Raw genomic sequence first — 24,590 nt, 5'->3', positions numbered from 1 at the left:
GCTAGCCTGAGCCCCATAACGCCCATTCGGAGGAACCCGATGAAGATTCTCTGCCTTGGCGGCGGTCCTGCCGGTCTCTACTTCGCCATCTCCATGAAACTGCGTGATGCCTCGCACGATGTCACCGTGCTGGAGCGCAACAAGGCGAACGATACCTTTGGCTGGGGCGTCGTGCTGTCGGACGATGCACTGAGCCGCATGCAGAAGAACGACCCCGTCTCGACCGAGGCGATCCGGTCGAACTTTGCCTATTGGGATGACATTGCCACCATCCACAACGGCACGCGCGTCGTGTCGGGTGGTCATGGCTTTGCCGGGATCGGCCGCAAGGCCATGCTGATCTTGCTGCAACAGCGCGCCCGCGAGCTGGGCGTGAAGATGGAATTCGAAACCACCTTCAAGACGGCCGAGGAATACCGCAAGGACTATGACCTTGTCGTTGGCTGCGACGGTCTGAACAGCATCGTGCGCAACGAATACAAGGATGTGTTCAAGCCCGATATCGACGTGCGCAAGTGCAAGTTCATCTGGCTGGGCACCCACCAGAAATTTGCCGACGCCTTCACCTTCATCTTTGAAAAGACCGAACACGGCTGGATGTGGGCCCACGTCTACCAGTTCGACGACAACACGGCGACCTTCATCGTCGAGACCCTGCCCGAGACCTGGGACAAATGGGGTTTCGAGCATATGTCCAAGGAAGAGATCGTCGAGACCTGCCGCAAGATCTTTGAAAAGCATCTGGGCGGCCACGATCTGATGTCGAACGCCAACCACCTGCGCGGCTCGGCCGTGTGGATCCAGTTCCCGCGCGTGATCTGCGAAAAGTGGTATCATGAAAACGTCGTCCTGATGGGCGATGCGGCGGCGACCGGGCATTTCTCGATCGGGTCGGGCTCGCGTCTGGCGTTCGACAGTGCGATCGCGCTGGCGGAATATCTGCATTCCGAACCGACGATGGAAAAGGCCTTCCAGCGCTACCAGGAAGAGCGCCGGGTCGAGGTGCTGCGCCTGCAGTCGGCGGCACGCAACAGCCTGGAATGGTTCGAACAGGTCGAGCGCTATCTGGACATGGATCCGATCCAGTTCGCCTATTCTCTGCTGACCCGCAGCCAGCGCATCAGCCATGAAAACCTACGCAAGCGCGATGCCGCCTGGCTGGCCGAGGCCGAGGACTGGTTCCAGGACCAGGCTGGCGGGCAAAAGGGCCGCCGCCCGATGTTCGCGCCCTTCCGCTTGGGCAACATGACGCTGAAGAACCGCATCGTGATGTCGCCGATGGCGCAATACAAGGCGGTGGACGGCTGCCCGACCGACTGGCACCTGATCCATTATGCCGAGCGCGCCAAGGGCGGCGCGGGCCTGATCTATACCGAAATGGCCTGCGTGTCGGATGTCGGCCGCATCACCCCCGGGTGCCCCGGCCTTTATGCCCCCGAGCACGAGGCAGCATGGAAGCGGCTGGCCGATTTCATCCATGCCGAAACCACCGCGAAGTTCTGCATCCAGATCGGTCATGCCGGGCGCAAGGCATCCACCTGCGTGCCGTGGGAAGGCGGCGGGATCGACGCGCCGCTGCCCGAGGGCAACTGGCCGATCCTCAGCGCCAGTGCCATTCCCTACAAGCCGGCCAGTCAGACGCCCAAGGCGATGGACAAGGCAGACCTGGAGGCGGTGAAGGCGCAGTTCGTCGCGGCGGCCCAGATGGCCGATCGCGCCGGGGCCGACATGATCGAGATGCACGCGGCGCATGGCTATCTGCTGGCCTCGTTCATCTCGCCGATCACCAACACCCGGACCGATGAATACGGCGGATCGCTGGAAAACCGCCTGCGCTATCCGCTGGAGGTGTTCCGCGCGATGCGTGCGGCCTTTGCGGCGGACAAGCCGATGTCGGTGCGGATTTCGGCCCATGACTGGATCGAGGGGGGCGTCACGCCCGAGGAAGCCGTCGAGGTCGCCAAGGCCTTCCGCGCTGCCGGCGCCGATATCATCGACGTGTCCTCGGGCCAGACCGATCCGGCCGAAAAGCCGATCTATGGCCGGATGTTCCAGACCCCGTTCTCGGACCGCATCCGCAACGAGGCCGGGATACCCACCATGACGGTCGGCAATATCTCGGACTGGGATCAGGTGAACGGCATCCTGATGGCGGGCCGGGCCGATCTGGTCATGCTGGCGCGGATGCATCTGGCCGATCCCTACTGGACGCTGCATGCCGCGGCCGAGCAGGGCGACACCGCCGTCGACTGGCCGCAGCCCTACAAGGGCGGGCGCGATCTGCTGTATCGTCTGCGCGAGCGGCAACAGGAGACGATCCGGGCATGATGCTGGCAGGCAAGCGGGTTCTGATCACCGGGGGCGGCACCGGCACGGGCGCGGATCTGGCGCGCGGCTTTGCCGCCGCCGGGGCCGAGGTCGTGGTGACCGGCCGCCGGGCCGAGCCGCTGGAAAAAGTTGCGGGGGCCCTGCCGGGCGCCCGCGCCATCACCGCCGATGTGACCGACGAGGCCAGCGTCAAGGCGATGTTCGACCAGGCTGGCCCTTGCGACATCGTGATCGCGAATGCGGGTGCGTCTGACAGCGCGCCGCTGGGCCGGGTGACGATGGATCACTGGAACGCCATGCTGGCGGTCAACCTGACCGGAACCTTCCTGACCTTTCGCGAAGGGCTGCGGCAGTTCCCGGGCTGGGGGCGGCTGATCGCCATTGCCTCGACGGCCGGGCTCAAGGGCTATGGCTATGTCGCGCCCTATGCGGCGGCCAAGCACGGGGTTGTGGGGCTGGTGCGGTCAGTGGCGCAAGAGGTGGCGAAAAAGCCGGTCACGGTGAATGCGCTGTGCCCCGGTTTCCTCGATACCGAGATGACCGAACGGTCCATCGCCAATATCATGGAAAAGACCGGCAAGGACCGTGCCTATGCCTTGGGCGCCTTGACCGCGACCAACCCTCAGGGCCGCCTTGTGCAGCCTGCCGAGGTGACGGCCGCCGCCTTGTGGTTGTGCGGGCCGGGTTCCGATGCCATGAACGGACAGTCCATCGCGATTGCCGGGGGAGAGGTATGACAGACCCGTTGTCGAAGCGCCGGTTGAAGATGTGGATCCGTCTGCTTGGGGTGACCCGGGCGGCCGAGGGGCAGTTGCGCGAATATCTGCGCCTGACCCATGATACCACGCTGCCGCGGTTCGATGTGATGGCCGCGCTGTGGCGCCGCCGCGACGGGGTGACGATGAGCGAGCTCAGCCGGATGCTGCTGGTCTCGAACGGCAATGCAACGACGGTGGTGGACCGGCTGGAAAAGGACGGGCTGGCCAAGCGCACGCCGTCGGAAACCGACCGCCGCACCGTCTATGTCGCGCTGACCCCCGAGGGCGAGCGCGTCTTTGAAGGCTGGGCCGCCGGGCACGAATCCGAGCTGAGCCGGATTTTTGAACATGTGGACGAGGCCGATCTGGATGCGCTGACCGCCATCCTGAAACGCATGGGGAGAGAAAAGGAATGACCGAATTCGAGATGGCCGGCCTGACGCCGCAGCATTTCCTGTGGGAGGTGAAGGACCGCATCGCGACCGTCCGGCTGAACCGCCCCGAGCGCAAGAACCCGCTGTCGTTCGAAAGCTATGCCGAACTGCGCGACACCTTCCGAAAGCTGGTCTATGCGACCGATGTGGATGTGGTGATCTTTGCCTCGAACCAGGGCAACTTCTGTTCTGGCGGCGATGTGCATGAAATCATCGGCCCGCTGACCAAGATGAACATGAAGGAGCTGCTGGCCTTTACCCGCATGACCGGCGATCTGGTCAAGGCGATGATCGGCTGCGGCAAGCCGATCATCTCGGCGGTGGACGGGATCTGCGTGGGGGCAGGGGCGATTGTCGCCATGGCCTCGGATCTGCGGGTGGCAACGCCCGATGCCAAATGCGCCTTCCTGTTCACCCGCGTGGGTCTGGCCGGCTGCGACATGGGCGCCTGCGCCATGCTGCCGCGCATCATCGGCCAGGGCCGGGCGGCGGAGCTGCTGTATACCGGCCGGGTGATGAGCGCCGACGAGGGCGAGCGCTGGGGCTTCTGGAACGCCCTGCACGCCCCCGAGGCGCTGGAGGCCGAGGCGCTGAAGCTCGCGCAGCGGATCGCCGCCGGGCCGACCTTTGCCCATGGGATCACCAAGACCCAGATCAACCAGGAATGGAACATGGGGCTGGAGCAGGCCATCGAGGCCGAGGCGCAGGCGCAGGCGATCTGCATGCAGACGCAGGATTTCGTGCGCGCCTACAATGCCTTTGTGGCCAAGGAAAAGCCGGTGTTCGAAGGGAATTGAGGTCGCGGGGGGCAGCTGCCCCCCGCACCCCCCGCCCAAAGGGGGCTGTTTGCCCCCTTTGGAAACCCCCGAGGGTATTTGGGAAAAGGCAAAATGGCAGATCGTAGTTTTCTGAGCTGGCCGTTCTTCGAGGACAAGCACCGCGCGCTGGCCGAGGGGCTGGACGCTTGGTGCGCGGCCAATCTGCATGTGGACCATTCCGACACCGATGCGGCCTGCCGGTCGCTGGTGGCGATGCTGGGGCAGGGCGGCTGGCTGAAGCATTCCGGCGCGGGTGAGGGCGAGGCGCTGGACGTGCGCAGCCTGTGCATCATTCGCGAGACGCTGGCGCGCCATGACGGGCTGGCCGATTTCGCCTTTGCCATGCAGGGGCTGGGGATGGGCGCGGTCTCGCTTTTCGGCACGCCCGAGCAGCGCAAGTGGCTGGACAAGACCCGCGCCGGCCAGGCGATTTCCGCCTTTGCGCTGACCGAGCCGGGATCGGGGTCGGATGTGGCGCGCACCGCGACGACGGCGGTGCGCGATGGCGACGGATTCATCCTGAACGGCGAGAAGACCTATATCTCGAACGGCGGGATTGCCGATCTGTATGTGGTCTTTGCCCGCACCGGAGAGGCGCCGGGCGCCAAGGGCCTGTCGGCCTTTCTGCTGCCCGCCGATACCCCCGGTCTGGAAATCGTCGAGCGGATCGAGGTGGTGGCGCCGCATCCGCTGGCGCATCTGCGGTTCAACGACATCCGCCTGCCGGCCAGTGCGATGATCGGCCAGCCGGGGCGCGGGTTCCAGGTGGCCATGTCGGTGCTGGACGTGTTCCGGTCCACCGTTGGCGCCGCTGCACTGGGCTTTGCCCGCCGCGCGCTGGACGAGGCGCTGGCACGGGTCAAGGAGCGCCAGCTGTTCGGCGCGCCCTTGCACGAGTTGCAGATGGTGCAGGGCCATATCGCCGACATGGCGCTGGACGTCGATGCCAGCGCGCTGCTGGTCTATCGTGCTGCCTGGACCAAGGACATGGGCGCCCCCCGTGTCAGCCGCGAAGCTGCCATGGCCAAGCTGAACGCGACCGAGGCCGCGCAGCGTGTCATCGACACCGCCTTGCAGTTGCATGGCGGCGACGGGGTGCGCAAGGGCTTCATCGTCGAAAGCCTGTATCGCGAGATCCGTGCCCTGCGCATCTATGAAGGCGCGACAGACGTGCAGAAGGTGGTCATCGCGCGGGCGGCGCTGGACGCATGAGCTATACCCGCATCGTCCCGATCGAGTTCAATCACTGCGATCCGGCGGGGATCGTGTTCTATCCCCGCTATTTCGAGATGATCAATTCGGTCGTCGAGAATTTCTTCGAAGACTACGTCGGTTATTCCTTTGCCCGGATGCACACGGGCGGCAACCATCACGGGGTGCCGACGGTCTCGATCAACTGCAACTTCATGGCGCCCTCGCGGTTGGGCGACAAGGTGCCGTTCACGCTTGTCGTCACCGGCGTTGGCCGGTCCAGTCTGAAGGTCCGCATCACCGCCGCCATGGGCGACGAGGTGCGGTTGATCACCGAAAATACCCTTGTGTGGATCGACGATGGCAAGGCGGCTGCCTGGCCCGAGGACATCCGCAGCAAACTGCACGCGCAACTCGAGATGGGAGGCCAAGATGGCTGAGGCGACAAGCCCGCACGAATTCCTCAACCCCAAGGGCTGGAAGCCTGCTGTCGGTTATGCCAATGGCGTTGCCGCTCGTGGCAAGATGGTTTTCCTTGGCGGCCATATCGGCTGGAACGGCCAGCAGGAATTCGAGACGGATGATTTCGCAGGCCAGGTCCGCCAGACCCTGTCGAACATCGTCACCGTGCTGGCCGAGGCGGGTGGCAAGCCCGAACATATCGTGCGCCTGACCTGGTATGTGACCAGCAAGCGCGAATATCTGGACGGCATTCGCGAGGTCGGCCGCGCCTACCGCGAGACCATCGGCAAGCACTTCCCGGCGATGGCGCTGGTGCAAGTGGTGGCACTGGTCGAGGACCGCGCCAAGGTCGAGATCGAGGCAACCGCCGTCATTCCCGACTGATCGGGATCTGGCGCGCCCCGCAAGATCGGGGCGCGTCCTTCAATAATGGCCCGTCAGAGGCCGACCAAACCGGGAGACATCAATGACTGGCCATGTGCTTGGCCCTTCGGGGCATGTCGATACGTTCACGCGCGACAACCTGCCGCCCTTTGATCAGTGGCCCGAGCTGCTGCTCGACCGCTTCCAGTATCCCGAATGGCTGAATGCGGCGGTGGAACTGACCGACCGCATGGTCGAGCGGGGCTTTGGCGACCATACGGCGCTGATCGGCAATGGCCGGGTGCGCACCTACAAGGAACTGTCGGACTGGACGAACCGTCTGGCCCATGCGCTGGTCGAGGATTACGGCGTCAAGCCGGGCAACCGGGTGCTGATCCGGTCCGCCAACAACCCGGCGATGGTGGCCTGCTGGCTGGCGGCGACCAAGGCTGGCGCCGTGGTGGTGAACACCATGCCCATGCTGCGCGCGGGGGAAATCGCCCAGATCGTCGACAAGGCCGAAATCGGCGTCGCCCTGTGCGACACCCGCCTGATGGACGAGATGGTCGAATGCGCCAAGGGTTCGGTCCATCTGCATACGGTCGTGGGCTTTGACGGCACCGCAAACCACGATGCCGAACTTGACCGCGCCGCGCTGAAGAAATCGGTGCGCTTCGATGCGGTCAGGACCGGGCGCGATGATGTGGCGCTGCTGGGCTTTACCTCGGGCACCACGGGCCATCCCAAGGCGACGATGCATTTCCACCGCGATATCCTGATCATCGCGGATGCCTATGCCAAAGAGGTGCTGAACCCGACGCCCGAAGATGTGTTCGTGGGTTCCCCGCCGCTGGCCTTCACCTTTGGTCTTGGCGGGCTGGCGGTGTTCCCGCTGCGCTTTGGCGCGGCGGCGTGCCTGCTGGAAAACGCCTCGCCCCCCAACATGATCGACCTGATCCAGCAATACAAGGCGACCGTCTGCTTTACCGCGCCCACCGCCTACCGGGTGATGATCAAGGCGATGAAGGAAGGCGCGGATCTGTCGTCCCTGCGCGCCGCTGTCAGCGCGGGCGAAACCCTGCCCGGCCCGGTCTACGAGGAATGGATCGAGCGGACCGGCAAGCCCATGCTGGACGGCATCGGTGCCACCGAGATGCTGCACATCTTCATCTCGAACCGCTTCGAGGATCACCGCCCCGCCTGCACCGGCAAGCCGCTGACCGGCTACATGGCCAGGATCGTCGACGACGAGGGGAACGAGAAGCCGCGCGGCGAGATTGGCCGCCTGGCCGTGCGCGGCCCGATCGGCTGCCGCTACATGGCCGACGATCGCCAGCTGAAATACGTCCAGAACGGCTGGAACCTGACGGGCGATGCCTTCTGGCAGGACGAGGACGGCTACTTCCACTTTGCCGCCCGCAACGACGACATGATCGTCTCGGCCGGCTACAACATCGCAGGGCCGGATGTCGAGGCGGCGCTGCTCAAGCACCCGGACGTTCTGGAATGCGCCGTGATCGGCGAGCCGGACGATGCGCGCGGGCAGATCGTTTCGGCCTATGTCGTGCTGGCCCACGGCGTTCAGCCGGGCCCGGACGAGGTGAGAATCCTGCAAGATCACGTCAAGGCGACGATTGCCCCCTACAAATATCCCCGCCGGGTGCATTTCGTGGGCGCACTGCCGAAAACTGCCAGCGGCAAGATCCAGCGCTTCGCCTTGCGCAAGGGCAACTAGGGCGGCGCGGCATCCGGCAAGACCTGCGCCAGCGCGCGGCAAGGCGGCGGGGCTGACACGCCCGCTCACCCGTCCTTGCCTTTTTCCAAATACCCTGCGGGGTGGTCCGGAGGGGGGCAAACCCCCTCCGGGGCCGGGGCCGCGCGCATAGGCTGATCGCCTGTCGATCCGGCCAAGGCGCCGGGCCGCCGCCCCGCCGCCTTTGCTGCGATTGCATTTCCCGGCCCTACCCCTTATCTGCGGGGTTCTATGCCGCTATCTCGAGGGCCCGCGATGAACTGGATCACCAACTACGTCCGACCCAAGATCAACTCGCTGTTCTCGCGCCGCGAAGTGCCCGAGAACCTGTGGACCAAATGCCCCGAATGCGGGACCATGCTGTTCCACCGTGAACTGGCGGAAAACCTCAACGTCTGCTCGAACTGCGATCACCATATGGCCATCACCCCGCGTGATCGGTTCAAGGCGCTGTTCGACGGCGGGATCTTCGTCGAGGTCAAGGTGCCCGAACCGCTGGCCGACCCGCTGCAGTTCAAGGACCAGAAGCGTTACCCCGAGCGGATGAAGTCCGCCCAGAAGGCCACCGGCGAGAAAGAGGCTATGCTGGTCGCCGAAGGCGAGGTGCTGCGCACCCCCATCGTCGCCGCGGCGCAGAATTTCGCCTTCATGGGCGGCTCGATGGGCATGTATGTCGGAAACGCCTTCGTGGCTGGCGCCCGCCGCGCGGTGGAACTGAAACGGCCCTTCGTGGTCTTTGCCGCGGCTGGCGGCGCGCGGATGCAGGAAGGCATTCTGTCGCTGATGCAGATGCCGCGCACCACCGTCGCCATCGAGATGCTCAAGGAGGCCGGCCTGCCCTATGTCGTCGTGCTCACGCATCCGACGACCGGCGGGGTCACGGCCAGCTATGCCATGCTGGGCGATGTGCAGATCGCCGAGCCGAACGCGCTGATCTGCTTTGCAGGCCCCCGCGTGATCGAGCAGACCATCCGCGAGAAGCTGCCCGAAGGGTTCCAGCGCGCCGAATATCTGCTGGATCACGGGATGCTGGACCGGGTGACGCATCGCAAGAACCTGCGGGACGAGCTGGTCACCATCTTGCGGATGCTGACCAACCTGCCGCCGGCCATCAAGGGCGATCTGCCCCCGGCCGATCCGCAGCCCATCGAAGAACCCGAGGCGCCGGCCGCCTGAGCCTGGCCCGTTGCCTGCCGGGGGCGCCCCGGCTATGCTGCGCGTGTCGCGATAACCCAGAGGATGCAGCCATGGCCCTCACGCTGGTTCAGTTCGATTTCCCCTTTGCCGGCCCCTGGGGCGACGGCATGACCAAGGCGCTTGGCGGACTGGCGCAGGACATCGCGGCCGAGCCGGGCCTGATCTGGAAGATCTGGACCGAGAACGAAGCCGAAGGGCGCGCCGGCGGCATCTACGTCTTTGACAATCCGGCCGCTGCCGCCGCCTACCGCGACAAGCACGCGGCGCGGCTGGGCGCCTTTGGGGTGACCGGGATCGTCGCGCATACCTTCGATGTGAACGGCGATCTGTCGGCGATCACCCGCGCGCCGCTCTGACCGGACCGCAGCAGAAAGACCTGACATGACCACGACCGTCGCCCGCGCCGGGTCGGATGCCGTTCTGGAACGGCTGATGGCCTTGCACCCCAAGATCATCGACCTGCGGCTTGACCGGATGTATGCGCTGCTGGACCGGCTGGGTCGGCCCGATCTGCGGCTGCCGGCGGTGATCCATGTGGCCGGCACCAACGGCAAGGGTAGCACCCAGGCAATGATCCGCGCCGGGCTCGAGGCGGCGGGCAAGGTCTGCCACGCCTATACCTCGCCGCATCTGGCGCGGTTTCACGAACGGATCCGGGTCGCGGGCGAGCTGATCACCGATGCCGACCTGACCGCGCTGATGGAAGAGGTCGAGGACGCGAATGCGGGCGATGCCATCACCTATTTCGAGATCACCACCTGCGCGGCCTTTCTGGCCTTTGCCCGCACGCCGGCCGATTACCTGTTGCTGGAAGTGGGCCTTGGCGGGCGGTTCGATGCAACGAATGTGGTGGAAAAACCCGCTGTTTGCGTGATCACTCCGGTGTCGCTGGATCACCAGCAATTCCTGGGCGAAACCGTGCGCGAGATCGCGGGCGAAAAGGCCGGCATCCTCAAGCCCGGCGTGCCCTGCGTGGTCGGCCCCCAGACCGCCGAGGGGCTGGAGGCGATCGAGGCGCGGGCCGAGGCGATTGCCGCGCCGCTGATCGTTGCCAACCGTGACTGGCAAAGCTGGCGCGAGCGCGACCGGCTGGTGTTCCAGGACCAGAACGGTCTGCTGGATCTGCCGCCGCCGAACCTGCCGGGGCCGCATCAGATCGACAATGCGGGGGCCGCGCTGGCGGTGCTGCGCCATCTGGGCATGCCCGAGGCGGCCTGCGAGGCAGCGGTAAGCCGCGCCTATTGGCCTGCCCGGATGCAGCGGCTGCGTCAGGGGCCGCTGGTGCAGGCCGCGCCGCTGGCCGAGCTGTGGCTGGATGGCGGCCACAACCCGGCAGCGGGCGAGGCACTGGCCGCGACCTTGGCCGCCATGCCCGCGCGCCCGACCCATGCGATTTGCGGGATGCTGAACACCAAGGATATCGCCGGCTTCCTGCGCCCGCTGGCGCCGCATCTGGCCAGCCTGCGTGCCGTGTCGATCCCCGGCGAAAAGGCCACCCTGCCGGCCGAGGATACGCGGGCGGCGGCGGCCGGTGTCGGGATCGTCGCCGACGTGGCCGAAAGCGTCGCTGCCGCGCTGGCCGCCATCGTGGCCATAGACCCTCACGCGCGGGTGGTGATCTGCGGCTCGCTCTATCTGGCCGGATCGGTGCTGCGCGAGAACGGCTGACGGTTTGTCGTTGATCCCGTCGCGCGGCGGGGTAACATGACAACACCATGACAGAGCAAGGCCCCATCCCGTTCCCGCTGTCGCAACGCCTGCCCGAGGTGGTCAGCTTTGACCGGCACGAGCTGGGGCAGATCCTGTCGATCTATGGCCGGATGGTCGCGGCCGGGGAATGGCGCGACTATGCGATTTCCGCCTTGCGCGATCTGGCCGTGTTCTCGGTGTTTCGCCGCACGGCCGAGACGCCGCTCTACCGGATCGAAAAGCGCCCGAAGCTGCGCCAGAAACAGGGGCAATATGCAGTCGTCGGTCCCGATGGCCAGGTCTTGCGCCGCGGGCATGATCTGGCGCAGGTCTTGCGGGTGCTGGAGCGCAAGCTGATCCGTTCCGTGGACCGCGAGACCTAGCGCCGTCTGGCCAATGTTGCTGCGGGGGTTTTGCACCCCCGCGCGGTCCGGTTCGGGGAACCGGCCCGCTTCCCCCGCAGGATATTTGGATCAAGGCGAAAGCGGGCCGGGGTCAGTCCGTCTGGTCGTTGGCCAGCAGGGCCGCGCGGTCCAGCGCGAAGCCCGAGGCGATCCAGCGCGATTCGAGCCGTTTCAGCGTGGCGCCAAGGGCGGCGCCCTGGATGGATGGCAGCAGATCGGCCGCCGTCACCGGAAAGCGGGCTGCTGCTGCGGCGGCGATGGTGGCTTCTGTATCCGCAGGCAGCGGCTGGCCCAGTGTGGCCGCCGTGATCAGGGCGGCATCCGTGGCGGCATCCGCGCCCAGTCGCCAGGCGGCCTCGGGCAGCGGGAGCGTCATGGCGCGGCGGATATGGTCGAGCGCCGCGCTTTCGGCGCGCGAGAGGCGCAGATCGGGGGCAGGGCCGCCAAGCGCGGCCAGCCGGCGTTGCCAGCGGGGCGGGCGGCCGTCTTCCAGATGGACCAGCGGTGCCAGAACGCGGGCATCGGCGCCGGGCAGGATGCGGGCCAGAACGCCGGTCGCCTGCATCGCGGCGAGCGACGGGGCAGGATCGGGGGCGGCCAGCAGCTTGCGCATCTCGTGACCGATGCGTTCGCGCGAGACATGCGCCAGCCCGTCCAGCCCGCCAGCGATGGCGGCCAGGGCCTCGGGGTCGGGGCCGTTGGCCGGGTCGCCATACCAGGCGTGAAAGCGGAAGAACCGCAGGATGCGCAGGTAATCTTCGTTGATGCGGGCGGTTGCATCGCCGACGAAACGGACGCGGCGGGCCAGAAGATCGGGCAGGCCGTCCAGCGGGTCGATGACCGTGCCGTCGATCCGGGCATAAAGCGCGTTCATGGTGAAATCGCGCCGCGCGGCATCTTCCTCGATCCGGTCCGAGAAGGCGACGGTGGCATGGCGGCCAAAGGTTTCCACATCGCGGCGGAAGGTCGTGACCTCGTGCGGGATCTGGCCGGCGATCACGGTGACGGTGCCATGGTCGATCCCGGTGGGCACCACCTTGAGCCGGGCGGCCGCAGCGATATGGCTGACCTGATCGGGCGTGGCGTCGGTGGCAATGTCCAGATCTGCAACCGGCGCGCCCAGCAGCGCATTGCGCACGCAGCCGCCCACGAACAGCGCCTGGTGTCCGGCCGCCTCCAGGGCGGTGCACAGGGCGCGGGTGCCGGACCGGGTCAGCCAGTCGCCCGCGATCTTCATGGGGCCAGCCTGCCGGCCAGACCGCGCAGGATGCGCGCCGTTGCGCCCCAGATGTAATAGGGGCCCCAGGGCACGGTGTAATAGGCCCGCCACTGGCCTTGCCAGATCCGCCGCTCGATGCGGAAGCGGGCGGGGTCGGCGACATGGGTGAAGGGCACGCGGAACACCTCTTCGACCTCGCCGGTTTCGGGGATCGGGGTGAAGGGGCCATTGATGCGGGCGATGATCGGGGTGATGGCAAAGCCGGTCACCGTCTCATGCGTCGGCATGCGGCCGATCAGTTCGACCTGCGCGGGGTCAAGGCCGATTTCCTCGTGCGCCTCGCGCAGGGCGGTGGCCTCGGACGAGGGATCGCCCGGATCCTGCTTGCCACCCGGAAAGGCGATCTGCCCCGGATGGTGGCGCAGCGCCGAGGAGCGTTTGGTCAGCACCAGTTCCGGCCCCATGGCCCCGTCGGCCAGCGCGACCAGCACGGCGGCGGGGCGCAAAAGCCGCCCCTCGGGGGGGCGGTGGCCCGGGTTCAGGTCGAAATCCGACGAGGCGCCTTCGGGGTCGGCCAGCGCGCGGCGCAAACGGTCTATGTGGTCATTCACCGCTGGCCTCCCTGCTGGCTTCAAAACCCAGCGTAGCAGGGTCGAGCACATAATGCGCGCCGCAGAACTGGCAATCGGCGGTCACCGTGCCTTCGGGCGTCGTCATGTGGCCGATGTCCTTGGCCGAATAGATCGACAGGCTGCTGCGCACCTTGTCCGCCGAGCAGGAGCAGCCGAAGTTCACCGGCTGGACGGCAAAGACGCGCGGCACCTCTTCGTGGAACAGCCGGTAGAGCAGGCGGTCGGGCGACACGCCGGGGCCGATCAGTTCCAGCTCTTCGACCGTATCCAGCAGGAAATTGGCGCGCTGCCAGCTTTCGCTGTCATCGCCGGTCAGCAAATCCTCGGCCGTCAGCAAGCCGCCTTCGCCCGAGCCACCCGCGCCGGTGGCGAAGGGCGAGGCCTTGGGCATGTGTTGCAGCATCACGCCGCCGGCCCGCCAGCTGGCGGTCTGGCCGGGCAGCTGCGACTGGCCAAAGCTGAGCGCAAAGCGCGTCGGCAGCTGTTCGGACTGGGCGAAATACGCCTCGGCACAAGCCGCAAGCGAGCCGCCGGCGATCGGGGTGATGCCGGAATAGGGCGTGGTGCCGGGCCCCTGGTCCAGCAGGATGGCGAAATACCCCTCGCCGATCTGGGGAAAGGCGGGGCCGGTGGGGTCCAGCCGGTCGGGATCAAAGCTGGCATAGGCGCGGATACGGGCGGGCTGGCCGTCTTCGGTCGGGCCGTAATAGTCGGTCGCCACCAGCCGCGCGGCGCCATTGCCGCGGATTTGCAGGCTGAGTTTCCAGCGCAGCTTGATGGTCTGGCCGATCAGCGCGGTCAGCAGCACGGCCTCGGCCACCAGCGCCTCGATGGCGGGGGGGTAGTTGTGCTGGCCCAGAATGGCATTCAGCGCGCCATCCAGACGGGCGACGCGGCCCCGCACATCGGCGCGGTCAAGTTGAAACGGCAGGACGCTGTCGTCCCAGGTGGGGGTATTCGTCGCGGTCATTGGGGGTTCCTTGCCAGCCCGAAGGCATGGCGCATTGGGAATGTTGGTCTGTATATAGGCGATTGACCGCCCCAGCCAAGAGGCCCCGATGATCCCCCGTTTCGATCTGCCGCCAGAGCCGGGCCGCCGCTATCGCCGCCGCCCGGGTGCCTATGCCGTGCTGATGCGCGGCGGGCGCGTGTTGCTGACCCATCAGCAAGAGCCTTGGCCCGAGTTCCAGTTGCCCGGTGGCGGCATCGACCCGGGCGAGCATCCGGTGCCCGCGCTGCACCGCGAGGTGCGCGAGGAAACCGGCTGGTCCATGCAGCTGATCCGGCGGCTGGGGGCGTTCCGGCGGTTCACCTATATGCCCGAATATGACCTGTGGGCGGAAAAGCTGTGCACCATCTATCTGGCGCGGCCGATCCTGCGGCTTGGCCCCCCGACCGAGCCGGGCCATAGTGCCGTGTGGGTGCGCCCTGACCAGGCGGCGCAGATGCTGGGCAATCCGGGCGATCGGCATTTCCTGTCGCTATTGCGCTAGGCCGCGCCAGTCCAGCAACACGCCCGACATGTCATCGGCCAGATCGGCGCTGCCGGCCCATGCCTCGACATCCCATTGCAGGGCGTCAAGGAACTCCTCGCCCCCCAGAGCCAGGTTTCGGCGGACAAGGCGGGCCAGCCCGTCTTCGCCCAGTTCCTCGCCCATGGGGTTGCGGCATTCGGTCAACCCGTCGGTCATCAGGAACAGCCGGTCACCGGGGGCAAGCGTGATCTCCAGCCGGTCCCAGCGGGCGCCGGGGATCAGCCCGACCGGCAGGCCACCGCCGCCCAGCGGGCGCACATCGCCCGCCGCGTCCAGCAGCAGCGGGTGCGGGTGCCCGGCCTGCACCATGCGCAAGCGCCCGCTGCGCAGATCGGCATCGCCATAGACGCAGGTGAAATACTGATCGACCTGCATCACCTCCAGCACCAGATGGTTCAGCCGTTCGGCCACCTGTTCCGGCGGCAAGACGCGAATCGCCCCCGAATCGTAGTCGAACACCACATTGCCATCGGCAAAGCTGGCCGACAGCAGCCCCGCCAGCCGCGCTGCCATCATCGCCGAGGCCACGCCATGCCCCGAGACATCGACCGAAAAGAACGCCAGCCGGTCCGGCGCCAGCGGGAAATAGCCCACCAGATCGCCCCCCACATGGCCCGAAGGGCGCAGCAGCAGGGAAATCGCCGCGCTGCCAAAGTCATGGTGGCGGTCGCGCACCAGCGACTGTTGCAGCTTGCGCGCCTCGATCAGGTCACGGTCGAGCGAATCATAGACGCCCTGCAATTCGTCCAGCGCCGCGCCCAGCAGGCGGTTGTTGTCCCGCAATTCGCGCTGCATGGCCAGCAGGCGTTCCCCGGCCCGCATCCTGGCGCGCAGTTCCTCGGGCGTGACGGGTTTCGACAGGAAATCGTCGGCCCCCGCGTCCAGCCCCAAGGCAACCTCGTCCTTTTCGGATTTCGAGGTCAGAAGGATGAAATAGCCATAGCTTTCACCGGGCAGGGCGCGATAGGCGCGGCAGAAGTCCGGCCCCGACAGGCCCGGCATCATCCAGTCCGACAGCACGATGTCGAACTGCTGCACACGGCACAGGGCAAGCGCCTCGTCGCCCGTGGCGGCCTCGGTCACCTCATAGCCCCAGCGCGTCAGCGAGACGCGCAGCAAGGCGCGCTGCGCGCGGCTGTCGTCGACGACCAGCACACGCTGCCGCGCAGTCAATTCCGGTCTGGTCTGAGTGGACCCCGATGGCACGTTTCACCCCCATTCGCTGCGAGGATCGTTGCCGCGACGGGTTAAGGGCGAATGAACGTTAAAATTGCTGTTGAAACACGATGCGGCGAATACGATGCTTTAACCTTGCAACGTCAGCGTGTTTTGTGGCTGGTAGGCGTCGCCTTGCGGTGCAGGAGTTGGATGATGATTGACTGGGACAGGGTAACCTTGCTTCGCGATGAGGTGGGCGCGGAAAGTTTCACAGAGGTCGTGGCCCTGTTCCTGGACGAGGTCGATGAGGTGATCGCCCGCATGCGCAGCGCGCCCGACCAGATCAATGTCGAACGCGACATGCATTTTCTCAAGGGCAGCGCGCTGAACCTTGGCTTCGGCAGACTGGGCGCGGTCTGCCAGCTGGGCGAGCGGATGGCGGCCGAGGGGCGCGCGGCCGAGGTCGATCTGACAAGCGTCGTGTCGCTTTACGAAAAGTCGCGCGCGGCGTTCCTGGACGGTCTGGCAGAGCGCCAGGCCTGAGCAGGCGCCTGCGCCGCGCTCAGATCAGGAATTCCGCCAGCGTCTCGTCGCCGGTGATGTCGCGCCAGACAAAGGCGGCCGCATCCAGCCGGGCAAGCAGCGTGGTGAAATTCTCGGGCCGCGAGGTCTCGATCCCGATCAGCACCGATCCGAAGTTGCGCGCCGATTTCTTGAGGTATTCGAACCGGGCGATATCGTCGTCGGGGCCCAGCATCGACAGGAATTCGCGCAGCGCGCCAGGGCGCTGGGGCATGCGCAGCAGGAAGTATTTCTTCTTGCCGGCAAAGCGCATGGCGCGTTCCTTGACCTCGGGCAGGCGCTCGAAATCGAAATTGCCGCCCGAGGTGATGCAGACGACCGTCTTGCCGCGAATCTGGGCGGCAAGATCGGGCAGCGCGTCGATGGAGAGCGCGCCAGCGGGTTCAAGGACGATCCCCTCGACGTTCAGCATCTCCAGCATGGTGATGCAGATGCGGTCTTCTGGGGCGGCCAGGACATGGGCCGGGTCCACCCATCGCAAGGCAGCAAAGGGCAGATCGCCCAGCCGTGCCACCGCCGCGCCATCGACAAAGCTGTTGACGCGGGGCAAGGTGACAGGCCCGCCCGCAGCAAGCGCGGCGGCCATGCTGGCCCCGCCCAGCGGTTCGACAAAGCGAAAGTCGATGCCGGGCGCGGCTTCGTTCAGATAGCTGGTGACACCGGCCGCCAGACCGCCGCCCCCGACCGGAATGACCACCATGTCCGGCGCGCGGCCCAGCTGGTCCAGCATCTCGACGGCCACGGTCGCCTGACCTTCGATCACGTCGGCATCGTCAAAGGGGGCCAGGAAATGCGCGCCTTGCCGGGTGCAGAAGGCCTTGGCGGCGGCAAGGGTCTGGTCGAAATAGTCGCCCGTCAGCACGATTTCCACCGCACCGCCGCCAAAGGTGCGGGTCTTGTCGATCTTCTGTTGCGGCGTCGTCACCGGCATGAAGATCGTGCCGCGCACCCCGAAATGCCGGCAGGCATAGGCCATGCCCTGCGCATGGTTCCCGGCACTGGCGCAGACGAACTGGCGCTGGTCCGGCTGCGCCACGCGCAGCTTGCGCATCGCATTGAAGGCCCCGCGCAGCTTGTAGCTGCGCACCGGGGTCAGATCCTCGCGCTTGAGCCAGATATCGGCGCCAAAGCGGGCCGACAGATGGTCATTGCGTTGCAGCGGCGTCGGCTCGAACAGATCGCGCAGGGCAGCAGCGGCATCGCGCACGGCTTGGGGGAAATCGGTCATCTGGACCTCCGGGTCTGTCGGGTTCCCGTAACAGTCCGCGGCCCGCGCGTCCACCGCCCTTGCCGCCCCGGCCAAATGCGGCTAGACCCTGCGCGGTTTTCCCTTGACGGAGCTGCCCCATGTCCGCGCCCAAGAAAGTCGTGCTTGCCTATTCCGGCGGCCTCGATACCTCGATCATCCTCAAGTGGCTGCAAACCGAATACGGTTGCGAGGTCATCACCTTCACCGCCGACCTTGGCCAGGGCGAGGAACTGGAGCCCGCGCGCCAGAAGGCGCTGATGCTGGGCATCAAGGAAGAGAACATCCACATCGTCGACGTGCGCGAGGAATTCGTGCGCGACTTCGTGTTCCCGATGTTCCGCGCGAATGCGGTCTATGAGGGGCTGTATCTGCTGGGCACCTCGATCGCGCGGCCGCTGATCTCGAAGCATCTGGTGGACATTGCCCACAAGCATGGCGCCGATGCGGTGGCGCATGGTGCGACCGGCAAGGGCAACGATCAGGTCCGGTTCGAGCTGTCGGCGCTGGCGCTGGACCCGACGATCCGGGTGATCGCGCCCTGGCGGGAATGGGATCTGACCAGCCGCACCAGGCTGCTGGAATTCGCCGAGGCGAACCAGATCCCGATCGCCAAGAACAAGCGCGGCGAGGCGCCGTTCAGCGTGGATGCGAACCTGCTGCACACCTCGTCCGAAGGCACCGTGCTGGAAGATCCGGGTGTCGAGGCGCCCGATTACGTCGCGCAGCGCATCGTGCCGGTGGAAGAGGCGCCCGATACGCCGGAATTCATCGAAGTGACCTTCGAGCAGGGCGATGCCGTGGCGGTCAACGGCGAGGCGCTGTCGCCGGCCATGCTGTTGACCCGCCTGAACGAGCTGGGCGGCAAGCATGGCGTGGGCCTGCTGGACTTCGTGGAAAACCGCTTTGTCGGCATGAAGTCGCGCGGCGTCTATGAAACCCCCGGCGGCACCATCTTGCTGGAAGCCCACCGCGGGATCGAACAGATCACGCTGGATGCCGGCGCGGGCCACCTGAAGGATTCGATCATGCCGCGCTATGCGGAGCTGATCTACAACGGCTTCTGGTTCAGCCCCGAGCGTGAGGCGCTGCAGGCGCTGATAGACAAGACGCAGGAACATGTCACCGGCACGGTGCGGCTGAAGCTCTACAAGGGCTCGGTGCGCACGGTTGCGCGCTGGTCGGATCACTCGCTTTATTCCGAAAAGCATGTGACGTTCGAGGAAGATGCGGGCGCCTACAACCAGAAGGATGCCGAAGGCTTCATCCGTCTGAACGCGCTGCGGCTGAAGCTGATCGCGACGCGCAACGCGCGGGTGGCCAAGAAGGGCTGAGGGGGGAGCCGGGGGCTGCCGCCCCCGGACCCCGCTTCAAGGGGGCGCACGCGCCCCCTTGAAAATCCCCCGTGGGTATTTCGGAAAAGGCAAAGCGAGGCCGTTTCCGGGTGGCTTGCGGGGCGGCGGTACGCGGCCTAGATTGGGGGCAGGTGCAAGGAGCGACCCATGATACAGGCCCAGGATATCGAGAACCTGCTGCGCGAGAGCTTTCCGCATGCCCAGATCACGGTGCAGGGCGATGATGGCGCGCATTTTGCGGCCGAGGTCATCGACGAGAGTTTTCGCGGGTTGAACCGGGTGCAGCAGCAGCGCGCCGTCTATGCCGCGCTCAAGGGCAAGATGGACGGGGCGAACGGCGAATTGCATGCGCTGGCGCTGACCACCAAGGCGCCAGAGTGATGTTGTGGGTGCTGCTGGCCGTGCTGGTCATCGCCGGGCTGGTGATGGCGGCCCGGCGGGCGTGACCTTGGGATATTGGCCGCAGGTTGGGCGGCCGTGAGGGGATGAAGATGAGCGCAGTGGACCAGATCCGCGAGACGATCGCCGCGAATGACGTGGTGCTTTACATGAAGGGCACCAAGATGATGCCGCAATGCGGGTTCTCCAGCCGCGTGGCGGGGATCCTGAACTTCATGGGCGTCGATTATGCCGATGTGAACGTGCTGGCCGATCCGGATGTCCGTCAGGGGATCAAGGATTTCTCGGACTGGCCGACCATCCCGCAGCTTTATGTCAAGGGCGAGTTCGTGGGCGGCTGCGATATCGTCACCGAGATGACCCTGTCGGGCGAGCTGGACCAGCTGTTCGATGCCAAGGGCGTCGGCTATGACAAGGCCAAGGCGGATCAGATCCGCGAGGCCAACAAGTAATCAGGCCACCAGCGCCGGCCAGACCGCGCGGTTGCGGCTGGCAAAGGCGGCGATATGGCCGATGCTGTGCACCCCGTGGTCTTGCGGGGCGATCAGGCGGCGGGTGACCGCCGCCTTTGGCATCCAGTCGGCCAGTCGAGTGACTGCCGGCGCCGGCACCATCCCGTCATCGGAAAAGCTGATCAGCGTCACCGGGCAGCTAAGTGCCGGGCTGGCCAGCGGGGGCATGTCCGGGTCGGCAAGGCAAGATCCGTCCGTCGTGCACCAGCGGCGCCACTGGCGGAAGGCGGGCCCGGGCACATCCGCCCCCAGCATCATGCGCCGGCCCGGGAAATAGCCCAGCAGCGCGACAGCGGCTGGGCCATAGCCGTGCCACATGGCCGCGATGCCCGCGCGCAGCGGCCAGGGATGTTCACGCAAGGCCACGGGCCCGGCGGCGACGATGATCGCGCGGTCGACAAGGTGCAGGTCGGGCTGGAACGGCAGCGCAAGCCCGCCCAGCGAATGGCCGATCACCCAAAGCGGCAGGCCAGGACAGCGCTGGCCCATCCAGCGCCGCACGGCCGCCGCATCATGCACGCCCCAATCCGCCATCGTGGCGCGCGAGCGGCGCGGATCGCCCGAGGCGGCGAAATCGCGGTAGTCCCAGATCAGCACCGCCGCGCTGTGTTCACTGGCCAGCCAGCGGGCGAAGGGCGCGTAATATCCGGCTGGCACGGCGGTTGCCGCGTTGATCACGATGGCCTTGTCCGGGGCCTCTGGCAGGATCAGCCGCCCGGCCAGCGGGCCGCCCGGCCCCATGATCCGCACCTCGTCTTCGGTCATCGCGCGATCCTCCTGGCCGCAGTTTCCGCGCCGGTGCGGGCCGTGCAATGGTGCCGTGACGTCACGCCCGCCGGCTTTTCCACATGACGCAAGATTGGCCCCGTGCTAGGCCATGGGCATGAAAAAGCCCGCGACCCAGCTTCCGACCCGCCAGCAGATCCTCGACTGGATTGCCGACAATCCCGGCGATCCTGCCAAGCGCGACATTGCCCGTGCCTTTGGCATCAAGGGCCCGCTGAAGATCGAGCTGAAGCGGATGCTGAAAGAGATGGAGGCCGACGGCGCCGTCGAGAAGAAGGCCCGCCGTTATGGCAAGCCGGGCGAATTGCCCGCCGTCGCGGTGCTGGAGGTGACGGGACCGGACCGGATGGGCGATCTGTTCGCCCGCGCGCTGGAATGGGAAGGCGAGGGCGAGGCGCCGCGCATTCTGGTGACGACGGCCAAGGACGATCCGGCACTTGGGGCCGGGGACCGCATCCTTGTGCGGCTGACCAAGGTTGAAGGCGAGGCCTATTCCCATTCTGCCCGGCTGATCCGCCGCATCGGGCAGGGCGCGCGGCGCATTCTGGGCCTGTTCCGCAAGATGACCGAAGGGGGCCGGATCCTGCCCATCGACAAGGGCGAGACCAAGGAATGGATGGTTGGCCGCGATGCCACCCAGAACGCCCGCGATGGCGAGCTGGTCGAGGCCGAGATCGTCGGCCGGCGCGAGGCGATGGGCCTGCCGCGCGCGCGCATCATTTCGCGGCTGGGCGATCCGGGCGCGCCCAAGGCGGTGTCGCTGATCGCCATCCACCAGCACGGCATCCCCGACGATTTCCCCGATGATGTGATCCTCGAGGCTGAGCGGCAGGAACCTGCGGGCCTTGGCGATCGCGAGGATCTGCGGCATCTGCCGCTGGTCACCATCGACCCGGCCGATGCGCGCGACCGTGACGATGCGGTGCTGGCCCATGCCGACCCGGACAAGACCAATCCCGGCGGCCATGTGATCTGGGTCGCCATCGCTGATGTGGCGCATTATGTGCGCCCGCAATCGCTGTTGGACCGCGAGGCGCGCAAGCGCGGCAATTCCACCTATTTCCCCGACCGGGTGGTTCCGATGCTGCCCGACCGGCTGTCGGGCGACCTGTGTTCGCTGCACGAAGGGGTGGACCGCGCCTGCATGGCGGTCTGCATCCGCATCGACGCGCAGGGGCAGAAAATCTCGCACCGCTTCACCCGCGGGCTGATGCGCTCGCAGGCCTCGCTGGCCTATGAGGCGGTGCAATCAGCCATCGACGGCCGCCCCGATGACCGGACCGAGCCGCTGCTGGATCCCATCCTGCGCCCGCTTTACGCGGCCTATGACTCGCTCAAGCGTGCCCGCGCGCTGCGTCAGCCGCTGGAGCTGGACCTGCCCGAGCGGCGCATCGTGCTGTCGGACGAGGGCAAGGTGGTCTCGGTCGCGTTCAAGGAACGCTACGACGCCCACAAGCTGATCGAGGAATTCATGGTGCTGGCCAATGTCGCCGCCGCCGAGGAACTTGAACGGCTGAAACGTCCGCTGCTGTATCGCGTGCACGAAGAACCCAGCCTCGACAAGATCGACGCGCTGCGCGAGGTGGCCGAGGCGTCGGGCTTTGTGCTGGCCAAGGGGCAGGTGCTCAAGACGCAGCATCTGAACAACCTGCTGCGGCAGGCCGAGGGCAGCGATTTCGACGAGCTGATGAACATCACCACGCTGCGGTCTATGACCCAGGCCTATTACGACCCGCGCAACCTTGGACATTTCGGACTTGCGCTGCGGTCCTATGCCCATTTCACCAGCCCGATCCGCAGATATTCGGACCTGATCGTGCATCGGGCGCTGATCCTGGGGCATGGCTGGGGCGACGATGGCCTGAGCCGCGAGGACATCGAAACCCTGGCCGAAACCGCGCAACAGATCTCGGACACGGAACGGCGCAGCATGGCGGCCGAGCGTGACACGACGGACCGCTATCTGGCCTCGTGGCTGTCGGACCGGGTCGGGGCGGAATTCACCGGGCGCATTTCCGGGGTGCAGCGGTTCGGCCTGTTCGTGCGGCTGGACGAATCCGGGGCCGACGGGCTGATCCCGATCCGCGAGATCGGGCGCGAGTTCTTCCACTTTGACCCCGACAGCCAGACGCTGATGGGGGCCGATACCGGTCTGACGCTGGGCATTGGCCAGCGGGTGACGGTGCGGCTGGCCGAGGCAGTTCCGGTGACGGGCGGCCTGACGCTGGAGCTGCTGTCGGTCGACGACAAGGGGCTGCCTTCGGGCCGCGCGGCGCGGGCGCGCAAAGGCGGCGGCAAGGGCTTTGGCAAGCGGCGCGGCCACGCGCCGCGTGAAAAACCGGCAAAGTCTCGCAAGATCGCGCGCAAGCGGCGCTGATCCCGGGGCGGGCCTAGGCGGGCACAGGGTTTCCGGTTAGATTGCTTCCAAAGAGCAGATAACAACGGAAATCACAGGTGTCTTCATGCCCGGTAAAGCCAAGGTTCTTGCACTCGGCCTCGCCCTGCTGCCGATGGGATGCGGCAGCGCGGGTTCGGAACGCTATGTCTCGCCGCGCCCAAGTGCCGCGCCTGCCGCGATAGCCGTGGCGACGCCCGAACAGCAGGCCGGGTTCGACCGCTGGGCGGTGGGCTTTCGGGCGCGGGCCGCAAGCAAGGGCATTTCCCCGGGCGTGCTGAACAGCGCGATGCGCGTGGCCGCCTATGACCCCGATGTGATCCGGCTGGACCGGCGGCAGGCCGAATTTGCCCGGCCGATCTGGGAATATCTGGACAGTGCGGTGTCCGACACGCGGCTTGCCAACGGGCGCAAGGTGCTGACCGAACATGGCGCGGTGCTGTCGCGGATCGAGGCGCGCTATGGTGTGCCGAAAGAGGTGGTCGCAGCGATCTGGGGCATGGAAACCAGCTATGGCGTCAATCGCGGCAAGAAGGGCATCATCCCGTCGCTGGCGACGCTGGCCTATGACGGGCGGCGCGGCGCATTCTTTGAAGACCAGCTGATCGCGGCGCTGAAGATCATTCAGGCCGGCGATGTGGACCCGGCGCACATGCTGGGCAGCTGGGCCGGCGCGATGGGGCATACCCAGTTCATGCCGACCAGCTATCTGTCCTATGCGGTGGATTTCACGGGTGACGGCAAGCGTGACATCTGGTCGGACAACCCGACGGATGCGCTGGCCTCGGCTGCGAACTATCTGGCCAAGATGGGCTGGACCACCGGCCAGCCCTGGGCCGTCGAGGTGACCGTTCCGGCAGGCTTCCGCGAGGCGGGCAAGGGCATCCGCAAGGCGCCGTCGGCCTGGCAGGCGCAGGGGGTCAAATCGGTGCGCGGCGGGCGGATCCCGGATCATGGCGCGGCGTCGATCCTGATGCCGGCCGGCGCGAACGGGCCCGCGCTGATGATCTTTGACAATTTCCGGGTCATCAGCCGCTATAACAATGCCGACAGCTATGTCATGGGCATCGGCCTGTTGTCCGACCAGCTGGCCGGGCGCGGCGGCCTGCAGCGCCCATGGCCGCGCAGTGATCGCGCGCTGACCGAAGCCGAACGCAAGGAGATCCAGCGCCGTCTGGCCGACATGGGCTATTATCAGGGCGAGATCGACGGCGTGACCGGATCGGGCACGATGGAGGCTGTGCGCGCCTGGCAGGTGGCCCAGGGCATGGCCCCCGATGGCTATGTCAACGAGGCGCTTCTGAAGAAGCTGCGCTGATCTGACATATCCGTGAGAGGTGATCTTGTCACTTTGCCGGCAGGCCGTCTGCCCTG

General features: G+C 66.5%; 25 protein-coding genes. 19 read left to right on the top strand and 6 right to left on the bottom strand.

Annotated elements, in window-relative coordinates; all coding sequences use genetic code 11:
* The first annotated feature begins 39 nt into the window (after positions 1-39).
* The 12 genes from G481_RS0111025 to G481_RS0110970 all read left to right on the top strand — a co-directional run bounded on the left by G481_RS0111025 (position 40) and on the right by G481_RS0110970 (position 11,376).
* Complete coding sequence (locus G481_RS0111025; protein ID WP_028030081.1) at positions 40-2,328, top strand: bifunctional salicylyl-CoA 5-hydroxylase/oxidoreductase; 2,289 nt, start codon at positions 40-42, stop codon at positions 2,326-2,328.
* A complete protein-coding gene (locus G481_RS0111020; protein ID WP_028030080.1) occupies positions 2,325-3,065 on the top strand; it encodes an SDR family NAD(P)-dependent oxidoreductase in 741 nt (246 codons plus the stop codon). The genes G481_RS0111025 and G481_RS0111020 overlap by 4 nt, the downstream gene beginning before the upstream one ends.
* Complete coding sequence (locus G481_RS0111015; protein WP_028030079.1) at positions 3,062-3,502, top strand: MarR family winged helix-turn-helix transcriptional regulator; 441 nt, start codon at positions 3,062-3,064, stop codon at positions 3,500-3,502. The genes G481_RS0111020 and G481_RS0111015 overlap by 4 nt, the downstream gene beginning before the upstream one ends.
* On the top strand, positions 3,499-4,317 hold the full coding sequence (locus G481_RS0111010; protein WP_028030078.1) for an enoyl-CoA hydratase family protein: 819 nt from the start codon (positions 3,499-3,501) through the stop codon (positions 4,315-4,317). Before G481_RS0111015 ends, G481_RS0111010 begins: the two co-directional genes overlap by 4 nt.
* Before the next feature lie 93 nt (positions 4,318-4,410).
* Entirely contained in the window at positions 4,411-5,550 is a 1,140-nt protein-coding gene (locus tag G481_RS0111005) for an acyl-CoA dehydrogenase family protein (RefSeq protein ID WP_028030077.1), read from the top strand.
* Positions 5,547-5,969, top strand: coding sequence for an acyl-CoA thioesterase (locus tag G481_RS0111000; protein WP_028030076.1), 423 nt, complete (start codon positions 5,547-5,549; stop codon positions 5,967-5,969). Before G481_RS0111005 ends, G481_RS0111000 begins: the two co-directional genes overlap by 4 nt.
* Positions 5,962-6,375, top strand: coding sequence for a RidA family protein (locus G481_RS0110995; RefSeq protein WP_028030075.1), 414 nt, complete (start codon positions 5,962-5,964; stop codon positions 6,373-6,375). Before G481_RS0111000 ends, G481_RS0110995 begins: the two co-directional genes overlap by 8 nt.
* 82 nt (positions 6,376-6,457) lie before the next feature.
* Positions 6,458-8,089, top strand: a complete 1,632-nt coding sequence (locus G481_RS0110990) for an AMP-binding protein (protein ID WP_245594957.1) — start codon at positions 6,458-6,460, stop codon at positions 8,087-8,089.
* Positions 8,090-8,362: 273 nt separating this feature from the next.
* Complete coding sequence (gene accD / locus G481_RS0110985) at positions 8,363-9,283, top strand: acetyl-CoA carboxylase, carboxyltransferase subunit beta (protein WP_028030073.1); 921 nt, start codon at positions 8,363-8,365, stop codon at positions 9,281-9,283.
* 71 nt (positions 9,284-9,354) lie between these two features.
* Positions 9,355-9,660 carry a monooxygenase gene (locus G481_RS0110980; protein ID WP_028030072.1) on the top strand — a complete coding sequence of 102 codons (306 nt, stop codon included), beginning with the start codon at positions 9,355-9,357 and terminating at the stop codon, positions 9,658-9,660.
* A 25-nt stretch (positions 9,661-9,685) separates the two neighbouring features.
* On the top strand, positions 9,686-10,972 hold the full coding sequence (locus tag G481_RS0110975) for a bifunctional folylpolyglutamate synthase/dihydrofolate synthase (RefSeq protein WP_028030071.1): 1,287 nt from the start codon (positions 9,686-9,688) through the stop codon (positions 10,970-10,972).
* A gap of 47 nt (positions 10,973-11,019) precedes the next feature.
* Complete coding sequence (locus tag G481_RS0110970) at positions 11,020-11,376, top strand: DUF2794 domain-containing protein (protein ID WP_028030070.1); 357 nt, start codon at positions 11,020-11,022, stop codon at positions 11,374-11,376.
* 112 nt (positions 11,377-11,488) lie between these two features.
* Here the strand turns inward: G481_RS0110970 and G481_RS0110965 are convergent, their stop codons facing one another.
* The 3 genes from G481_RS0110965 to hslO are packed head-to-tail and all read right to left on the bottom strand — an operon-like array spanning position 11,489 to position 14,218.
* A complete protein-coding gene (locus G481_RS0110965; protein WP_028030069.1) occupies positions 11,489-12,634 on the bottom strand; it encodes a CCA tRNA nucleotidyltransferase in 1,146 nt (381 codons plus the stop codon).
* The gene (locus tag G481_RS0110960; protein ID WP_084450849.1) at positions 12,631-13,278 is read right to left on the bottom strand and encodes an NUDIX hydrolase; all 648 of its coding nucleotides are present in this window, start codon (positions 13,276-13,278) and stop codon (positions 12,631-12,633) included. The genes G481_RS0110965 and G481_RS0110960 overlap by 4 nt, the downstream gene beginning before the upstream one ends.
* Complete coding sequence (hslO, locus tag G481_RS0110955; protein ID WP_028030067.1) at positions 13,220-14,218, bottom strand: Hsp33 family molecular chaperone HslO; 999 nt, start codon at positions 14,216-14,218, stop codon at positions 13,220-13,222. The genes G481_RS0110960 and hslO overlap by 59 nt, the downstream gene beginning before the upstream one ends.
* A gap of 88 nt (positions 14,219-14,306) precedes the next feature.
* Here hslO and G481_RS0110950 point away from each other — a divergent pair, with 88 nt between their 5' ends.
* Complete coding sequence (locus tag G481_RS0110950) at positions 14,307-14,741, top strand: NUDIX domain-containing protein (RefSeq protein WP_028030066.1); 435 nt, start codon at positions 14,307-14,309, stop codon at positions 14,739-14,741.
* Here the strand turns inward: G481_RS0110950 and G481_RS0110945 are convergent.
* Positions 14,730-15,956, bottom strand: a complete 1,227-nt coding sequence (locus tag G481_RS0110945) for a PP2C family protein-serine/threonine phosphatase (protein WP_028030065.1) — start codon at positions 15,954-15,956, stop codon at positions 14,730-14,732. The genes G481_RS0110950 and G481_RS0110945 overlap by 12 nt on opposite strands.
* A 198-nt stretch (positions 15,957-16,154) precedes the next feature.
* Here G481_RS0110945 and G481_RS0110940 point away from each other — a divergent pair, with 198 nt between their 5' ends.
* The gene (locus tag G481_RS0110940; RefSeq protein ID WP_028030064.1) at positions 16,155-16,484 is read left to right on the top strand and encodes an Hpt domain-containing protein; all 330 of its coding nucleotides are present in this window, start codon (positions 16,155-16,157) and stop codon (positions 16,482-16,484) included.
* A gap of 19 nt (positions 16,485-16,503) precedes the next feature.
* Here the strand turns inward: G481_RS0110940 and ilvA are convergent, their stop codons facing one another.
* Positions 16,504-17,751 carry a threonine ammonia-lyase IlvA gene (ilvA, locus tag G481_RS0110935; RefSeq protein ID WP_028030063.1) on the bottom strand — a complete coding sequence of 416 codons (1,248 nt, stop codon included), beginning with the start codon at positions 17,749-17,751 and terminating at the stop codon, positions 16,504-16,506.
* Positions 17,752-17,870: 119 nt separating this feature from the next.
* Between ilvA and G481_RS0110930 the strand changes: the two genes are divergently transcribed.
* From G481_RS0110930 to grxD, 3 genes are all read left to right on the top strand, one after another.
* Positions 17,871-19,103: an argininosuccinate synthase gene (locus tag G481_RS0110930; RefSeq protein ID WP_028030062.1), complete on the top strand. Its 1,233-nt coding sequence runs from the start codon at positions 17,871-17,873 to the stop codon at positions 19,101-19,103.
* 168 nt (positions 19,104-19,271) lie between these two features.
* A complete protein-coding gene (locus G481_RS0110925; protein WP_035025814.1) occupies positions 19,272-19,505 on the top strand; it encodes a BolA/IbaG family iron-sulfur metabolism protein in 234 nt (77 codons plus the stop codon).
* Positions 19,506-19,615: 110 nt separating this feature from the next.
* Entirely contained in the window at positions 19,616-19,975 is a 360-nt protein-coding gene (gene grxD, locus G481_RS0110920) for a Grx4 family monothiol glutaredoxin (protein WP_154664584.1), read from the top strand.
* On the opposite strand, the gene G481_RS0110915 is transcribed toward grxD, so the two are convergent.
* Positions 19,976-20,800, bottom strand: a complete 825-nt coding sequence (locus G481_RS0110915; RefSeq protein ID WP_028030059.1) for an alpha/beta hydrolase family protein — start codon at positions 20,798-20,800, stop codon at positions 19,976-19,978.
* Between the two features lie 118 nt (positions 20,801-20,918).
* Between G481_RS0110915 and rnr the strand changes: the two genes are divergently transcribed.
* Both rnr and G481_RS23570 read left to right on the top strand, forming a co-directional pair.
* Positions 20,919-23,198, top strand: coding sequence for a ribonuclease R (gene rnr, locus G481_RS0110910; protein WP_035025861.1), 2,280 nt, complete (start codon positions 20,919-20,921; stop codon positions 23,196-23,198).
* A gap of 85 nt (positions 23,199-23,283) precedes the next feature.
* On the top strand, positions 23,284-24,534 hold the full coding sequence (locus G481_RS23570) for a lytic murein transglycosylase (protein WP_051294471.1): 1,251 nt from the start codon (positions 23,284-23,286) through the stop codon (positions 24,532-24,534).
* Positions 24,535-24,590: the final 56 nt, after the last annotated feature.

It is taken from the genome of Gemmobacter nectariphilus DSM 15620 (assembly GCF_000429765.1).
Lineage (GTDB): Bacteria > Pseudomonadota > Alphaproteobacteria > Rhodobacterales > Rhodobacteraceae > Wagnerdoeblera > Wagnerdoeblera nectariphila.
The sequence above is the reverse complement of the archived record's forward strand: the minus strand, read 5'-3'. Positions and strand labels throughout refer to the sequence as shown.

Excerpts from the sequence above, each read along its gene's own strand:
- G481_RS0110950 (WP_028030066.1), top strand. The coding sequence starts at position 14,307 with ATGATCCCCCGTTTCGATCTGCCGCCAGAGCCGGGCCGCCGCTATCGC.
- ilvA (WP_028030063.1), bottom strand. The coding sequence starts at position 17,751 with ATGACCGATTTCCCCCAAGCCGTGCGCGATGCCGCTGCTGCCCTGCGC.
- G481_RS0110915 (WP_028030059.1), bottom strand. The coding sequence starts at position 20,800 with ATGACCGAAGACGAGGTGCGGATCATGGGGCCGGGCGGCCCGCTGGCC.
- G481_RS0110940 (WP_028030064.1), top strand. The coding sequence starts at position 16,155 with ATGATTGACTGGGACAGGGTAACCTTGCTTCGCGATGAGGTGGGCGCG.
- G481_RS0110960 (WP_084450849.1), bottom strand. The coding sequence starts at position 13,278 with ATGTGCTCGACCCTGCTACGCTGGGTTTTGAAGCCAGCAGGGAGGCCA.
- G481_RS0111005 (WP_028030077.1), top strand. The coding sequence starts at position 4,411 with ATGGCAGATCGTAGTTTTCTGAGCTGGCCGTTCTTCGAGGACAAGCAC.
- G481_RS0111010 (WP_028030078.1), top strand. The coding sequence starts at position 3,499 with ATGACCGAATTCGAGATGGCCGGCCTGACGCCGCAGCATTTCCTGTGG.
- G481_RS0111000 (WP_028030076.1), top strand. The coding sequence starts at position 5,547 with ATGAGCTATACCCGCATCGTCCCGATCGAGTTCAATCACTGCGATCCG.
- G481_RS0110930 (WP_028030062.1), top strand. The coding sequence starts at position 17,871 with ATGTCCGCGCCCAAGAAAGTCGTGCTTGCCTATTCCGGCGGCCTCGAT.
- G481_RS0111020 (WP_028030080.1), top strand. The coding sequence starts at position 2,325 with ATGATGCTGGCAGGCAAGCGGGTTCTGATCACCGGGGGCGGCACCGGC.
- G481_RS0111015 (WP_028030079.1), top strand. The coding sequence starts at position 3,062 with ATGACAGACCCGTTGTCGAAGCGCCGGTTGAAGATGTGGATCCGTCTG.
- G481_RS0110965 (WP_028030069.1), bottom strand. The coding sequence starts at position 12,634 with ATGAAGATCGCGGGCGACTGGCTGACCCGGTCCGGCACCCGCGCCCTG.
- accD (WP_028030073.1), top strand. The coding sequence starts at position 8,363 with ATGAACTGGATCACCAACTACGTCCGACCCAAGATCAACTCGCTGTTC.
- G481_RS0110970 (WP_028030070.1), top strand. The coding sequence starts at position 11,020 with ATGACAGAGCAAGGCCCCATCCCGTTCCCGCTGTCGCAACGCCTGCCC.
- G481_RS0111025 (WP_028030081.1), top strand. The coding sequence starts at position 40 with ATGAAGATTCTCTGCCTTGGCGGCGGTCCTGCCGGTCTCTACTTCGCC.
- rnr (WP_035025861.1), top strand. The coding sequence starts at position 20,919 with ATGAAAAAGCCCGCGACCCAGCTTCCGACCCGCCAGCAGATCCTCGAC.
- G481_RS0110990 (WP_245594957.1), top strand. The coding sequence starts at position 6,458 with ATGACTGGCCATGTGCTTGGCCCTTCGGGGCATGTCGATACGTTCACG.
- G481_RS23570 (WP_051294471.1), top strand. The coding sequence starts at position 23,284 with ATGCCCGGTAAAGCCAAGGTTCTTGCACTCGGCCTCGCCCTGCTGCCG.
- G481_RS0110975 (WP_028030071.1), top strand. The coding sequence starts at position 9,686 with ATGACCACGACCGTCGCCCGCGCCGGGTCGGATGCCGTTCTGGAACGG.
- G481_RS0110980 (WP_028030072.1), top strand. The coding sequence starts at position 9,355 with ATGGCCCTCACGCTGGTTCAGTTCGATTTCCCCTTTGCCGGCCCCTGG.
- hslO (WP_028030067.1), bottom strand. The coding sequence starts at position 14,218 with ATGACCGCGACGAATACCCCCACCTGGGACGACAGCGTCCTGCCGTTT.
- G481_RS0110995 (WP_028030075.1), top strand. The coding sequence starts at position 5,962 with ATGGCTGAGGCGACAAGCCCGCACGAATTCCTCAACCCCAAGGGCTGG.
- grxD (WP_154664584.1), top strand. The coding sequence starts at position 19,616 with ATGAGCGCAGTGGACCAGATCCGCGAGACGATCGCCGCGAATGACGTG.
- G481_RS0110925 (WP_035025814.1), top strand. The coding sequence starts at position 19,272 with ATGATACAGGCCCAGGATATCGAGAACCTGCTGCGCGAGAGCTTTCCG.